Origin of the sequence: Anaerococcus martiniensis, assembly GCF_043187485.1 — a bacterium.
GTDB lineage: Bacteria > Bacillota > Clostridia > Tissierellales > Peptoniphilaceae > Anaerococcus > Anaerococcus martiniensis.
In genome coordinates this window covers 461,190-476,862 of sequence record NZ_CP171106.1, presented here as the reverse complement: position 1 = coordinate 476,862, position 15,673 = coordinate 461,190, and the positions used below count along the sequence as shown (strand labels likewise).

Annotated in this window: 7 protein-coding genes; 3 read left to right on the top strand and 4 right to left on the bottom strand. The window is 34.2% G+C overall.

Annotated elements, in window-relative coordinates:
- The first annotated feature begins 35 nt into the window (after nucleotides 1-35).
- Together rpoB and rpoC are read left to right on the top strand one after the other, a co-directional pair.
- Complete coding sequence (rpoB, locus tag ACF3NF_RS02345) at nucleotides 36-3,827, top strand: DNA-directed RNA polymerase subunit beta (protein ID WP_394023866.1); 3,792 nt, start codon at nucleotides 36-38, stop codon at nucleotides 3,825-3,827.
- An 8-nt stretch (nucleotides 3,828-3,835) separates the two neighbouring features.
- Nucleotides 3,836-7,399, top strand: a complete 3,564-nt coding sequence (gene rpoC, locus ACF3NF_RS02340; protein WP_394023864.1) for a DNA-directed RNA polymerase subunit beta' — start codon at nucleotides 3,836-3,838, stop codon at nucleotides 7,397-7,399.
- Nucleotides 7,400-7,471: 72 nt separating this feature from the next.
- Here the strand turns inward: rpoC and ACF3NF_RS02335 are convergent, their stop codons facing one another.
- From ACF3NF_RS02335 to ACF3NF_RS02325, 3 genes are all read right to left on the bottom strand, one after another.
- A complete protein-coding gene (locus ACF3NF_RS02335) occupies nucleotides 7,472-8,596 on the bottom strand; it encodes an aldo/keto reductase (RefSeq protein WP_394023862.1) in 1,125 nt (374 codons plus the stop codon).
- Between the two features lie 106 nt (nucleotides 8,597-8,702).
- On the bottom strand, nucleotides 8,703-9,704 hold the full coding sequence (locus tag ACF3NF_RS02330; RefSeq protein ID WP_394023860.1) for an MsnO8 family LLM class oxidoreductase: 1,002 nt from the start codon (nucleotides 9,702-9,704) through the stop codon (nucleotides 8,703-8,705).
- Nucleotides 9,705-9,822: 118 nt separating this feature from the next.
- Nucleotides 9,823-10,824 (bottom strand): MsnO8 family LLM class oxidoreductase, encoded by a 1,002-nt coding sequence (locus tag ACF3NF_RS02325; RefSeq protein WP_394023858.1) that lies wholly within the window; start codon nucleotides 10,822-10,824, stop codon nucleotides 9,823-9,825.
- 267 nt (nucleotides 10,825-11,091) lie between these two features.
- On the opposite strand from ACF3NF_RS02325, the gene ACF3NF_RS02320 reads away from it, so the two are divergent.
- Nucleotides 11,092-15,111, top strand: coding sequence for a protein kinase domain-containing protein (locus ACF3NF_RS02320; RefSeq protein ID WP_394023856.1), 4,020 nt, complete (start codon nucleotides 11,092-11,094; stop codon nucleotides 15,109-15,111).
- Between the two features lie 44 nt (nucleotides 15,112-15,155).
- Here the strand turns inward: ACF3NF_RS02320 and tpx are convergent, their stop codons facing one another.
- Nucleotides 15,156-15,653: a thiol peroxidase gene (gene tpx / locus ACF3NF_RS02315; RefSeq protein ID WP_394023854.1), complete on the bottom strand. Its 498-nt coding sequence runs from the start codon at nucleotides 15,651-15,653 to the stop codon at nucleotides 15,156-15,158.
- Between the last annotated feature and the right edge of the window lie 20 nt (nucleotides 15,654-15,673).

Genomic DNA, 15,673 nt, shown 5'->3' with positions numbered 1-15,673 from the left:
TTTGTGTTTTTATAAAGATAAGGAGTTTTTAATTAATGGCCCAATATCACAACGAGATGTTTGGAAGAACTGAAAGAGTGAGTTTTTCTAAATTCCCTCAAGTCTTAGATCTACCTAATTTGCTAAAAGTTCAAAAAGATTCATACGAGTGGTTCCTAAAAGAAGGTCTTGGAGAAATTTTAGAAGATATTTCCCCAATTGAAGATTATAATGGAAATTTGATTCTTGAATTTGTTGGATACGAATTTGATGAAGAAACAAAATACACTGTCCAAGAAACAAAATACAAGGATACAACTTATTCTAGAGACCTTAAAGTTAAGGCTAGACTTATAAATAAGGAAACTGAAGAAGTAAAAGAACAAGAAGTTTTCATGGGAGATTTCCCAATGATGACAGATTCTGCAACTTTTGTAATAAACGGTGCAGAAAGGGTAATAGTTAGCCAGCTTGTTCGTTCTCCAGGAGTTTATTATGCAGAAGAAACTGATAAAGCTGGGGATAAATTATATTCTTCAACTGTAATCCCAAATAGAGGAGCATGGATTGAGTTTGATACGGATGCAAGCCATACTGTAAATGTGCGTCTTGACAGAACTCGTAAACTTCCAGCTACTACTCTAGTACGTGCACTTTTATTTGAAACTGATGATGAAATTATAAATGCACTTGGAGATACAAAACACCTTAGAACAACTCTTGAAAAAGAAAATTCTGAGACTAGTGAAGAAGCTTTAATTGAAATTTACAAAAAATTAAAACCAGGAGATCCTGCGAGTTTAGAGTCTTCTCAAAATCTTATCAATAACCTTCTATTCGACGATAGAAGATACGATTTGGCAAAAGTTGGTAGATATAAATACAATATAAAACTAGCTTTATGGCCAAGAATTGAAGGAAGAGTTGCAGCAGCAGATGTTATCGATGGCGAAACAGGAGAGCTTTTTGTAAAAGAAGGCGATAAAATCGACCATGAAACAGCTATTGCAATCGAAAATGCAGGTATAAACTCTGTTGATATTAAAAAATTAAATAATGATGGTGAAGAACAAGTACTTAGAATAGTTGGTAACCACTTTGTAGATATAAGATCATTTGAAGAACTAGATGGTGTAGACTACGACATAGATGAATTCTCAGAAAAAGTTTACTACCCAGTTATGAGAGAAATTCTTGACCAATACGACAATGCTGAAGAAATTTTAAATGCAATGAATGCTCGTAAAAAAGAATTATCTCCAAAAAATGTTACAAAAGCAGACCTACTTGCAATTGTAAACTACCAATTTAACTTATTTGAAGGCATTGGTGAAGTTGATGACATCGACCACCTTGGTAACCGCCGTGTAAGAGGTGTTGGAGAATTATTACAAAACCAATTTAGAGTTGGTCTTGCAAGAATGGAAAGAGTTGTACGTGAAAGAATGACAACTCAAGACCCAGACCTTGCAACTCCTCAAGGGCTTATCAACATCAAACCAGTAACTGCAGTTATAAAAGAATTCTTTGGTAGCTCACAGCTTTCACAATTTATGGACCAAACAAATCCTATGAGTGAGCTAACACACAAAAGAAGATTATCAGCCCTAGGACCAGGTGGTCTATCAAGAGATAGGGCAGGGGTAGAAGTTCGTGACGTTCATGATTCTCACTACGGTAGAATTTGTCCAATAGAAACTCCAGAAGGACCAAATATCGGACTTATTACATCTCTTACAACCTATGCAAGAATTAATAAATATGGATTCATCGAAACTCCATATAGGGTTGTAAAAGAAGGTGGAATCGTAACAGATGAGATAGACTACCTAACAGCAGATACAGAAGATAACTACATTATCGCCCAAGCCAACGAGCCACTTGATGATGAAAATAGATTCGTCAACGAAAGAGTATCAGGTCGTGGTTTCAGGGGTGAAAATGATATTTACCCAAGAGAGAAAATCCAATACATGGACGTTTCTCCTCAACAGATCGTATCTGTAGGTGCATCACTAATCCCATTCCTAGAAAATGACGATAGTACTCGTGCACTAATGGGTGCTAACATGCAACGTCAGGCAGTTCCACTACTTAAAGCTGAAGCTCCAATTATTGCAACAGGTATCGAACACAGAGCAGCAAAAGACTCTGGAGTTTGTGTAGTATCAAGAAATGCTGGAGAAGTTGTTTATGTTGGTGATAACCAAATTAAAGTAAAAAGAGATTCTGATGGCGAAATTGATGCTTACGAATTATTAAAATTTGAAAGAGCCAACCAAGGTACAACTATCAACCAAAGACCACTTGTTAGAAAAGGCGATAAAGTAGAAGCAAATGAAATTTTAGCAGACGGACCTTCTACACAAAATGGAGAACTTGCCCTTGGTAAAAATATTCTAATTGCCTTTACAACATGGGAAGGTTACAACTTCGAGGATGCTATGCTTCTTAACGAAGAACTAGTAATCGATGATGTACTAACATCAGTTCATATAGAAGAGCACGAATGCGAAGCTCGTGAAACAAAACTTGGTGCTGAAGAAATCACAAAAGATATTCCAAATGTCGGTGAAGATATGAAGAAAAACCTTGATGAAAACGGGGTTATCAGAATCGGTGCTGAAGTAAAATCAGGCGACATCCTAGTAGGTAAAGTATCTCCAAAAGGAGAAACAGAACTATCACCAGAAGAAAGATTATTACGTGCAATCTTCGGTGAAAAAGCTCGTGAAGTACGTGATACAAGCTTAAAAGTACCACACGGTGAGCAAGGAATCGTCGTAGATGTTAAAGAATACAACAAAAAAGATGGAGACGAATTATCTCCAGGTGTGAATAAAGTTATAAGAGTATATGTAGCTACAAAAAGAAAAATCATGGTTGGGGACAAAATGTGCGGTCGTCACGGAAACAAAGGGGTAGTATCAAGAATATTACCACGTGAAGATATGCCATTTTTACCAGATGGTACACCAGTACAAATTTGTCTAAACCCACTTGGTATCCCAAGCCGTATGAACCTTGGACAAGTACTTGAAGTACACATGGGACTTGCTGCAAGAACAATGGGCTGGAAAGTTGCAACACCAGTATTTGATGGGGCAATGGATACAGAAATTGAAGATGCACTTGAAGAAGCAGCATTAAAAGCTCCATATATCAACAAAACAGGAAAAATTGAACTACGTGATGGTAGAACAGGTGAAAGTTTTGAAAACCCAGTAACTGTTGGGGTAATGTATATGCTAAAACTTCACCACATGGTAGAAGAAAAAATCCACGCTAGATCAATTGGACCATACTCACTTGTAACTCAACAACCACTTGGTGGTAAGGCACAATTTGGTGGACAAAGATTTGGGGAAATGGAAGTTTGGGCTCTAGAAGCCTATGGAGCTAGCCACACACTTCAAGAAATCCTAACTGTAAAATCAGATGATGTTACAGGTCGTGTTAAAACTTACGAAGCTATCGTAAAAGGTGAAAATATCCCAGAACCAGGTACACCAGAATCATTTAAAGTACTTGTAAAAGAATTACAATCACTTGCCCTTGATGTAGAACTACTAGACCAAGAAGGAAGTGTGATTGAGCTAAAAGAAAATGTCGATGAACAAGATAGATTTAGCCAAGTAGATAAAATAGACGCATCAAAAATTAAATCCCAAACCAGATCACTAACACAAAATTCAACTACTGAAACTTCAAATGTAGATGCTGACCAAGTAAGTGTCCCAGATGAAGAAAATGTAGAATCAAGCGATGACATCCTTGTAGAAAATGAATTTGAAAGTTTATATGAAGAATCTGACAGCCAAGGATTTAGTATCGAAGAATTAGAATAGGGAGATTTATGAGCGAATTAACACAATTTGACGGGATGAGGATGAAAATCGCATCCCCTGAAAAAATCAGATCCTGGTCTCATGGTGAAGTTAAAAAACCTGAGACAATAAATTATAGAACCCTTAAACCAGAAAAAGATGGTCTATTTTGTGAAAAAATCTTTGGACCAACCAAAGACTACGAATGTTCTTGTGGAAAATACAAGAGAATTAGATATAAAGGCGTAGTTTGTGAAAAATGTGGTGTTGAAGTTACAAAAGCAAAAGTACGTCGTGAAAGAATGGGCCACATCGAGCTTGCTGCTCCAGTATCACATATTTGGTACTTTAAAGGTATCCCATCAAAAATGGGTCTACTTTTAGACATGAGCCCAAGAATCCTTGAAAAAATTCTTTACTTTGCTTCATATGTAGTTATAAATCCTGGTGAATCTGGATTTGCTTTTAAGGAAGAAATTTCAGAAACTCAATACCAAGAAGCAATCGAACTACATCCAGATGACCTAGAATTTAGGGCAGCTATGGGTGCAGAAGCTGTAAAAGAACTGCTTGCTAGCATTGATTTAGAAAAAGAATACGAATTACTTTTAAAAGAATTAGAAGAATCAACAGGTCAAAAGAAAGTAAGAATTTCAAGACGTCTTGAAGTTGTAGATGCCTTTATGACATCTGGTAACCGTCCAGAATGGATGATTTTAGATGTACTTCCAGTTATGCCACCAGAATTAAGACCAATGGTACAACTTGAAGGTGGTAGATTTGCCACTTCTGACTTAAACGACCTTTATAGACGTGTAATCAACAGAAATAACAGACTAAAAAGACTTTTAGATATTGGAGCACCAGAAATTATAGTTCGTAACGAAAAAAGAATGCTTCAAGAAGCTGTCGATGCCCTAATTGACAATGGTCGTCGTGGTCGTGCTGTAACTGGTGCGTCAAATAGAAATATGAAATCACTTTCTGATTTACTAAAAGGTAAGTCAGGTAGATTTAGACAAAACTTACTTGGTAAACGTGTAGACTACTCAGGGCGTTCAGTAATCGTAGTAGGTCCAGACCTTAAATTTAACCAATGTGGTCTGCCACAAGAAATGGCCCTAGAATTATTTAAGCCATTTATTATGAATAAGGTAGTAGACCGTGGCATGGCCCATAACTTAAAATCTGCTAAAAAAATGGTAGAAAAAAAGGACCCAAGAGTTTATGATGTCCTTGAAGAAGTTATAAAAGACCATCCAGTTTTACTAAACCGTGCTCCGACACTTCACAGACTTGGTATCCAATCATTTGAACCAGTACTTGTAGAAGGTAAGGCAATCAAGCTTCACCCACTTGCATGTAACGCATTTAACGCTGACTTTGATGGGGATCAAATGGCTATCCACTTACCGCTATCAAATGAAGCGCAAATTGAAGCAAGACTTTTAATGATGTCTACAAACAACATCCTTGGTCTAAAAGATGGTAAGCCAATCACATCTCCTTCCCAAGATATGGTACTAGGTGCATATTACCTAACAACTATTAAAGAAGGTGCAAAAGGTGAGGGCATGGTATTTGAATCTACAAATGAGATGAAAAAAGCCTTACTTGCAGGAGATGTAGAGTACCAATCAAGAGTAAGTGTTAGAATTAAACACTCACCAGAAGATCCTGGTAAAATTGTTGAGTCATCAGTAGGTAGATTTATCTATAATGAAGGTATTCCACAAGATTTAGGATATGTAAATAGAAAAGAAGATCCATATTCACTAGAAATCAACCAAGTAGCAGACTCTGGAGTATTAAAAGATATAGTAGATAGATGTTTTAGAAGACATGGAAATATCAAAACAGCAGAAGTGCTTGACTATATCAAACAAACAGGATATAAATATTCAACCCTTTCAGGTCTAACTGTATCTATGGCCGATGTTACAATTCCAAAAGAAAAATGGGATATCATAGCAGAAGCTGATGCTGAAGTAGATAATTACGAAAAACTTTATAGACGTGGTCTAATCACAGATGAAGAAAGATATGAAAAAGTTATCGATATTTGGAGAGAAACTACAGATAAGGTAACTGAAGCCCTACTAACTGACCTTCGTGATGATAACAATATCAAAATATTTGCAGACTCTGGTGCCCGTGGTTCTACAAACCAAATCAGACAGTTAGGCGGTATGCGTGGTCTGATGAGTCAGGCCGATGGTAAAACTATCGAAATTCCAGTAAAAGCAAACTTCCGTGAAGGACTTTCTGTACAAGAATACTTTATCTCATCCCACGGTTCTCGTAAGGGTCTTACAGATACAGCCCTTAGAACTGCCGACTCAGGATATCTAACCCGTCGTATGGTAGATATTTCTCAAGATGTAATTGTTACAGAAGATGATTGTCATACAAATGGTTATGTTGAAGCTTATGAATTTAAAGATGGTAATGAATTAATTGAAAATCTTTACACCCGTATTGTAGGACGTACATCATTTGAAGACATCAAAGATGAAAACGGTGAAATCTTAGCTGCTAAAGACCAATTAATCGATGAAGATACTGCAGAAAAAATTGTTGCAGCTGGAGTTAAAAAAGTAAAGTTACGTTCAGTACTAGAATGTAGGGCAAAACAAGGTGTTTGTGCCGCATGCTATGGACGTAACCTTGCAACTGGTAAACCTGTAAATATTGGTGAAGCAGTAGGTATCATCGCTGCTCAATCAATAGGAGAGCCGGGTACACAGCTTACAATGAGAACCTTCCACTCTGGTGGTATCGCAGGTGTAGGAATTACATCAGGTCTTCCAAGGGTAGAAGAGTTATTCGAAGCACGTAAGCCAAAAGGTCTTGCATACATTGCAGAAAATAGCGGAACAGTAACCCTTATCCAAAACGAAAAGAAAACAGACGTAGAAATCGAATCAGAAGATGGATACGTACAAAAATACAATATTCCATTTGGATCTAGAATCCTAGTTAGGGATGGAGATGTTGTAGAAAAAGGTGATCAATTAACAGAAGGTTCACTAGATCCACATGATGTATTAAATGTACTTGGTAAAATCGGTGTACAAAACTATATCACAAAAGAAGTACAAAAGGTATATAGGATCCAAGGGGTAGAAATCGATGATAGACACATCGAAGTAATTGCCCGCCAAATGCTTAAAAAAGTTAAAATTGACGAATCAGGCGACACAGAATTCTTACCAGGTTCCTTACAAGAAAGACGTGATGTTGATTTTGTAAATGAACAAATGATTGAAGAAGGAAAAGCTCCTGCAGAATACACTCAAGAATTACTAGGTATCACAAAAGCATCACTTGCGACAGATTCTTGGTTATCAGCAGCATCCTTCCAAGAAACCACAAGAGTTCTTACAGATGCATCCATAAAAGGAAAAGTCGATGACCTAATGGGTCTAAAAGAAAATATCATTATAGGTAAACTTATACCAGCAGGTACAGGTATGAAACGCTACAATGATGTGGACATTGACTATGAAACAAAAGAATTAGAAGATGCACAAATCGCACTAAACATAGAAGAAGCTGAAAGTTTAGAAGCTGATGAACAATTACAAAACTAAATAAATTTACAAGTAAAACACCCTACAAGAATTTCTTGTAGGGTGTTGTTTTTATAATATTTTAAATTTTATTTAGCTTAAGAAATCATGAGCCTGTTTCAAACCCTTAATGATTTCAAGGTTTTGAGGGCAAATTCCTTCGCACTTGCCACATTCTATACATTCTATTGGGTTTACTCCATCTTTTATGTAATTTTCATATTGATTTTTGCTTTTTTTACTTTCATCATATAAATAGGCATTGTTCCACAGGCTAAAAACTTTTGGAATATTGATATCTACTGTACAAGGCAAGCAATATTCACATGCTGTACATCCAATTTGCTCTTTTGATTTATAGATTGCTCTTGCCCTTTCATAGAAGTCAATATCTTCTTCGCTGAGAGAATTATAGTCTACCATAGATGCCATATCTATATTTTCTCTGACTTGATTTATATCATTCATTCCGCTTAGGACTGTCATAACATTATCTAGACTTAGTGGGAATTTTAGGGCTTCTTGAGCAGGGCTTAGGTCTGTAAAATTTTCCAGTAGGTCCATTATTTCTGCTGGAGGATTTGCTAGGCGGCCTCCCTTAATAGGTTCCATTACTACAACTGGTATGTCCAGATTTTTGGCAAGCTCATAACCTTTTATTCCAGCTTGATAATTAGTATCAAGATAATTTAGCTGAATTTGACAAAAGTCCCAATCATAGGACTTAATTATTTCCTCAAAAGCCTCGTAATTATCATGGAAGGAAAAGCCGACTTTTTTTACTAATCCCTTTGCCTTTAGATCATCTAAAAAATCAAAAACACCAAGGTCTACCATTTGTCTAAATCTCTTGATGTCTAAAGAGTGGAGTAAATAAAAATCTAAGTGTTTTGTTCTTAGATTATTTAATTGCTCATTAAAAAGTTTATAAAAATCATCTTTTTCTTTTACCAGCCAGCATGGAAGTTTGCTAGTTAGCAATATTTTATCACGCAAATTATTTTCTTCTAAAAATTCTCCTAGAAATTTCTCGCTAGTTCCATCATGGTAAGGGTAGGCGGTATCAATATATGTAAGTCCCTTATCAATGGCGTCAACTATTATTTCGCTAGATACTTTCTTATCAATTTTACCATTATCATCACCAAGTGTTTTAAATCTCATACAGCCAAAACCGAGTCTAGATACATTTTCACCATTTAACTTGTAATATTTCATATTTACTCCTTTCACTAAATATAGTATATGTTTTTATTATAAAAATTGTTATTATTAAAATTTTAAATTTAACCCAACTCTGATTTTAGAGTTGGGTTTGATAAAATTAATCGAAAATTTCTTTAAGTTTTTTGTAGGTATTAATCCTATATTCTACTCCATAAATAGGAGTGAAGGCTAAGATTTCGTCTAGGTCAAACTTACTTATCTCATCATAAAGTATGTCAGCAATTTCTTTTTTTGTGCCCTTTAGGATAAATCTAGAATCATAGGATTTTTGTAGCAGGGCTTTTTCATTTAAATCAAATTCGTAGTCTTTTACATCCTCTGGACTTACTAATCCCTTTGACCTGCCGCGGGCTTGTTGGAGGTGGAAGTAGTCAAAGGCCTTTCCTAAATACTCTAATTCATCTTTGTCATCTGCAATTAACATTTTATAAGACATAGAGATATATGGTTTATCAGCAAAACTAGATGCTTTAAAGTTTTCCTTGTAGTCTTTAAAAACATAGTCAGGAGTTTCTACTGCAAAAAATTTGGCATGAGAATAAGGCATACCCCATTGTGCAGCAACTGGTGCCGCTTGGCCTGTTGACCCTAGCATCCATGGCATAACTAATTTTTCGTTATTCATTGGTATGGCCTTTACTCTTGAAAATACAGGGTCATTTGGTTCTTTATCCTCCAAATAATCTAAAATTATTTTAATCTCATCATATAATTGGCTAGATTTATTAGGATATCCTTGGTTTAAGGCACGTATTTCCAAAGGACCAGATCCAGGAGCACGACCAATACCTAAGTCAACCCTGCCAGGAGCAAGTTCTGCCATGGTTTTAAATGTTTCTGCAACCTTCAGGGGCGAATAGTGCATAATCATTGTCCCACCAGTTCCTATTACAATATTTTCAGTATTTGATAAAAAATATGTTGCAAGTATTTCTGGTGCAACTGAAAGTAGGTTTTCAAAACCGTGATGCTCTGCAAACCAATATCTATCATAGCCAAGCTTGTCTAATTCGACGACCATTTTTTTGGTATCATTAAAGACATCTTGGTTAGTTTTTCCTGCTTCTCTTATTAATAAATCATGGACTCCAAGTTTCATAATAACCTCCTTAAAGTTTAAATCATTGCTAACATTATTATACTCGTTGCTAGTAAATATTGGCATAAAAATATCAACCCCAAAATGGAGTTGATATATGATTTGTATTATTATATTTTTAGTCGAAAATTTCTTTTAATATTTTGTAAGTATTAATTCTATTTTCAATTCCAAAAATAGGGGTGAAACAAAGAATTTCATCTAGGTAGAATTCTTCGATTTCTTCATTTAAAATATCTGCGATTTCTTGTTTGTTGCCCTTTAATATAAATCTATTTTCATAGGCTTTTTTTAGAATTGCCTGCTCATTTAAATTAAAGTGATAGTCTTTGATTTCTTCTGGATCTACAATACCGCTCCAATCTCCCATGGTTTGTTGGATGTGGAAGTACTCATAAGATTTGCTTAAATATTCAAGCTCGTCTTTGTCTTCACTAAGTAAAATTTTATAAGACATGGATATGTATGGTTTGTCAGCAAAAACTGATGGTTTAAATTCAGACCTATATTGTTTAAATACTTCTGCTGGTGTTTCGCATAAGAAAAACTTTGCGTGAGAATACGGAAGTCCCCATTCTGCAGCCTTTGGTGCTGCCTTACCAGTAGAGCCTAGCATCCAAGGATGTACCATAGATTCGTTGTGGGTTGGTACTGCTTTTACATGTCTATAAATTGGATCTTCAGGTTTTTTATCAGCTAAATAATCTAAAATAGTTTCTATTTCATCAAAAAGTTCTGGTGATTTTTCTGAAAATTTGTGGTTTAGGGCACGAGTTTCAGAAACTCCACAACCTGGAGCACGGCCTATTCCAATGTCGACCCTACCAGGTGCAAGTTCAGTCATGGTCTTAAAAACTTCTGCAATTTTTAGTGGAGAATAGTGCATTATCATGCAGCCGCCTGCTCCAACTTTAATATTTTTTGTAAGTGCTAAAAAGTGGCTGGCAATTACTTCAGGTGCAACAGCTAATAAGCTTTCATAGCCGTGGTGTTCGGCAAACCAGTATCTATCATAGCCTAGTTCATCTAATTCCAAGACCATTTTTTTCGTATCTTCAAAGAACTCTTGGTTAGTTCTTCCATTTTGTCTTAACATAAAATCATGAACGCCAAGTTTCATTTTTACCTCCAAAGTAAAATTTTTTCTAATATTAAATTTATTATATCATATAAATTGATAAATCAATAAAAAATATTGTGATTATATTATTTATGCCAATTTATCAATTATACCTTAATAATTAAATTTATTTTACAAATATAACTAAATAATATTTCATAAAAATATTGTATAATAAAAATAATAGCTTACATTTGTATGTAAAGATTTTTTGAAACTTTTATTGGATTAATATATAAAAAGTATTAATGATAAGAGGAGTTATGGATGAAGGATTTTAATTCACAAGAAATATTTATTAGTAATCTAAAAGAAAATGTGAATTCAAATAGGAGCTCTCTTGTAGGGGAGAAGTTTAATATCATTTCCATGATGGGTGAAGTGAAATATGAAGTAGAAGTAAAAAAACTCATCGGCGAGGGTGGTTCATCTATGGTCTATGAAGTTTTGGTAGACGATAGCTATCCACCATTAATGAAAATGATTATGAAAGAATTTTACCCAAACTACAACGAGGAAGAGATTGTAGCTGAAAGAAATCCTATAAATAGGTTGGAATTATATTTTGATGCCGAAAACAGCCAAGATGAACAAAGGGTAAAAAAAGATCGTGATAAATTTATAGATGCCTATAATAAACACATCAGAATCTTGGAGATGGATCCTTATCTTGAGGGAAAGATTGTAAGGCCATATAGGGTAGAGATTGATAGCTCATATCTTTACTCCCTATATGAAGTTGATACAGCCACAAGTGTTGATAAGTATTACAATCTAGATTTGATTAGGATTGTAGACATATTAAAACAGACTGCCGATATTTTAGTTCACCTCCACAACAACGACATCATATATATGGATTTAAAACCAGCCAATATTCTATATGATTATAATAATGGCAAGGTGAAACTTTTCGATTTTGATGCGGCTGTCGACCTTAACGAGCTAGAATATATAAATGAATTTTCTATGCCAAATGAGAGGGCGTTCATTCCTCCAGAACTTAGGTTTATAACAGATATAGCTAATAGAAAAGATTTTTTCATTACTGAAGAAATCGATGTTTATATGCTGGGAGTAACCTTCTTCTTTCTACTAATGGACAGATATCCTACTGAGCTAGAAAATGAAGATATGGATTATCTGAGGAGAAATCTGGAAGATACCTTAAGCAATAAATCAAACAAAATCCTACTTACATCAAAAGCGACAGAAGGCATTATAAAATTACTACAAGACTCACTAACAGTACATAGATATATTAGTGCCTATGATTTTAAAAATAGCCTTGACGATATAGAAAGCAATCTTAGATTTAAGAATAATGAAGACTTTGCCAATATAATTTCCGCTGCATATTTTCTTGACTATAAGAGACTTTACAACTATATAGTCGACAAAGACGGTAAAAAATCTATGGATGTAGCTATAGTTGGCAACAATGAGATTTCGAGAGTTCTTTTTTCTTTTATATTTTCAATTGCAAATGTAAAAGGAGTGGATTTGAACATATCATTTTATGATAAGAATCCAAAGAAATTCTATGATGATATGATAAGGGAAAACCCTCTATTGGCAAAAACAACAGAAATATCTCTCAATAGCAAATTAAGTATGAGAAATATTAATGAAAAAATTACTGACCAACCATATGCATATATAAATTTCCTATCATCAAAAGAAAGAATAGACCAATCTTACATACTGATCTTGGATAAGACTGGTTACGATTATTACAATCTAGCTGATGCCTTATACAATGAATTTAAAGATGACAGTCAAAAAAGAGTTATCCTAAACTATTCTAGAAATAACCACGAAGTGGATATAAGGCACGGAAAAAATATAGATTTTTATAATCTAGATCTGGCATCAACTTTGACCTTCAGTAACAAAAATCACCATGACGAGATTTTGGACAAGGCTTTCAGTATACATAGACTACTTTCCATGAAGAGTTTTGGTGAGAGGATTGACTATAACAGCATATGGGGAAGCTTCTCAAAGGATGATTTTTACAATTTAAAATCATCCATCAGAGTTGCCCTATACATTGAATACCTGATTTATATGGCAGGTATAGATGACACAGATGATAGAGAATTTTTATTTTATGAGCAGGTAGTCAAGGCCTGTCAAGATGAAGATGAATTAAATATTAGAGATATATTAGCTGAGTGTGTACACCACTCTTGGAATAGATTTATGATAGCCCAAGGATTTAAACTTCCAAGTGAAGCTGAGCTAAATTCTTATGCCTATGTTGACCAGAAATACTATATAGACTTCCAAAACAAATTCCATCCACTTATCGTCAATACCCATATAGATAAGGTCAAAAAGGGAGGAAACGATGAATTAGATGAGATTTCCGTTCATATCAACAATTTGATAAAAGAAAAAACCATCTACAAGGAAGAGCAAATCAAGTCAAGGATATTAAATATATTGAATAATACTTTCTGGGATGACAACCAATACCTAAAAGAGCTTAGACCCTTGTGGGTAAAACTTGTAAAATTGTCCTACAGCATAATGGAAAACGAGTATTATTCAAACAATGCGTTAAATCTTTTAACCTATGAAATAGAAGAAATACTCCAAAAAGCCAAGCCAGATTTGAGTATACTTACAAATGATTACTATCATATTAAAGATGACTTAAACTTACTGATTAATAGAAATAAAACATTTGATACAAGGACAATAGATTACATGATAGTAGATTCTATACCATTTATTTCTACAAACAATATAAAGACTATCTTTAAGCCATTTTTAGATGATGATGAAAATCTTTGGGCTAATATCATTGCAGCAATCAAATTTGACCCAGAAAAACTCATATTTTTATCAGATGAAGATGTTGATAGCAACAAGATCAATAGGATAGAAAACTTTTTGAGAAATAAGAGATTGCAAAAATCTATGAAAATCGAAGTGATTCCTTATGAAAAAATGCAACTTTACAATAAGGAACATTCATTAGTGGATTTGACCTTAAATAGCCATTTAGACGGTAAAAGGTCCGAATTTGCAGGACTTCAATTTGTCGAATATATTGAATCAAACAAATGGAATGGAAGCTACAAGGCTCTGGATTTTTACAATGGTAAATCTTCTCTTACTGTTGAAGAAACTTTCTTCCTAAACAATGCTCAAGTTTATGATAATATAAGCCTTACTAATATAACTAGATTGATTAACCACTACTATGTGATTTGGCAAACATATCTGAAACTAGACTCCAATGATTGGGATCAATTTGCCAGTGCGATGAAATCTAGTGAAAATGACTATATATTATACTTAGATAAATTCGAAAAAGAAGAAAAACATTCCTTGATAGAAGTTGGGGATTTTACATTTAGAAGAAACGACGATTCCAAATACCTTTCTCTAAAACATCTTTTAGATGAATTAGTCAAAGAAGAGATAATTTATAATTATGAATTCCCAATCAATCCTGGCAAGATCAAAATTGATTCATATAATGATCAGATGTCTATTGCCTTGGGAGAATTTATATCAAGAAATATTTGCCAGTACAATCTAAGCTTTGATCTGATAAAAACAGAAATAGCTAAGAAAAACTACAAATACTCCTATTTTGTAGTCTCTGACAAAGTATCTTTTGAGTATGAATGGCCAGTTGAAAAGCCAAAAGAGTTTGCTAAGATAAGCAATAAAATAATGAATGAGTTTGATTCAACAAATAAGTTAAGTAAGGTCAGAATATTTAACAAAACAAATGATCAAGCATATGTTAAAGCTAAAGAAAAGTCTGTTGTATTTACCTACGAATTTGGAGATATAGCTTTTAGGGAATTCTTTAGGAATTATAACAATAAAGGTAATATCCTTAGGGTGTTTACCTACTTTGAGCTTATAAAATATGCAGATGACTTTGACGAGATAAAAATAAGAGTAAAACTAAGATGGAAAGCTTATGATGACTATAGGGAAGACAGTTTACCTATAGAAAACTTCTTGGATATAGTTTGTACAAAGGGTTTTACAACTATAATCATTTCGACCATTGAAAGACATATTAAAAATGAAGACTTATACGAAATCAACAACCACGCCAAACAGTTTGGTATGGACGCCAAGCCTGTATTAATTGCAACAAACCCTCACGATGATACAAGTCAGATTAAGATGATTGCAGCAGCTGCAGGAGTATTCTTCATAGATAGAGATATGATTAAAGATAATGGTGTAGCTGATTACATCAAAAATATAGCTCTTGGTAAAAAAGATTGGAAAAATATAGAGGATAAATAAAAATAAAAACCTCACCAGTATATACTGATGAGGTTAATTTTTTATTAAACTAATTTTTTAACTTCTTCTAAGGCCTTGTCAAAGTCAACTTCATCTGTTACTTCTGGCACGTATTCGACATAAGCTACTTTGCCGTCCTTATCAACAACTACAACTCCACGAGCTAGTAGTTTGTTTTCTTCCATTAGGAATCCGTATTTTTCTCCAAATTCGCGATCTTTGTAGTCTGAGATCATTAAATTGTTTTCGATTCCTTCATTTGAACAAAATCTTGCTTGGGCAAATGGTAGGTCTTCTGTAATAGTAACCACATTTACCCCTTCAAGTGAGCTTGCTTCTTTGTTAAATTTTTTAGCTTGAAGTGCACAAACTTCAGTATCTAAAGATGGAGCAACTGAGTAGACAACTACTTTGTTATCACAATTTTCGCTTGACCATTCGCTAAGGTCATTCATAGTTGCCTTAAATGCTGGAGCTTGGTCTCCAACTTTGATTTCATTTCCTATTAAATTTACTTTATTTCCTGCAAATGTAATATCCATTGGTATATCCTCCTAAAAAT

Coding starts and splice junctions, on each gene's coding strand:
- rpoB (WP_394023866.1), top strand. CDS start 36: ATGGCCCAATATCACAACGAGATGTTTGGAAGAACTGAAAGAGTGAGT.
- rpoC (WP_394023864.1), top strand. CDS start 3,836: ATGAGCGAATTAACACAATTTGACGGGATGAGGATGAAAATCGCATCC.
- ACF3NF_RS02335 (WP_394023862.1), bottom strand. CDS start 8,596: ATGAAATATTACAAGTTAAATGGTGAAAATGTATCTAGACTCGGTTTT.
- ACF3NF_RS02330 (WP_394023860.1), bottom strand. CDS start 9,704: ATGAAACTTGGAGTCCATGATTTATTAATAAGAGAAGCAGGAAAAACT.
- ACF3NF_RS02325 (WP_394023858.1), bottom strand. CDS start 10,824: ATGAAACTTGGCGTTCATGATTTTATGTTAAGACAAAATGGAAGAACT.
- ACF3NF_RS02320 (WP_394023856.1), top strand. CDS start 11,092: ATGAAGGATTTTAATTCACAAGAAATATTTATTAGTAATCTAAAAGAA.
- tpx (WP_394023854.1), bottom strand. CDS start 15,653: ATGGATATTACATTTGCAGGAAATAAAGTAAATTTAATAGGAAATGAA.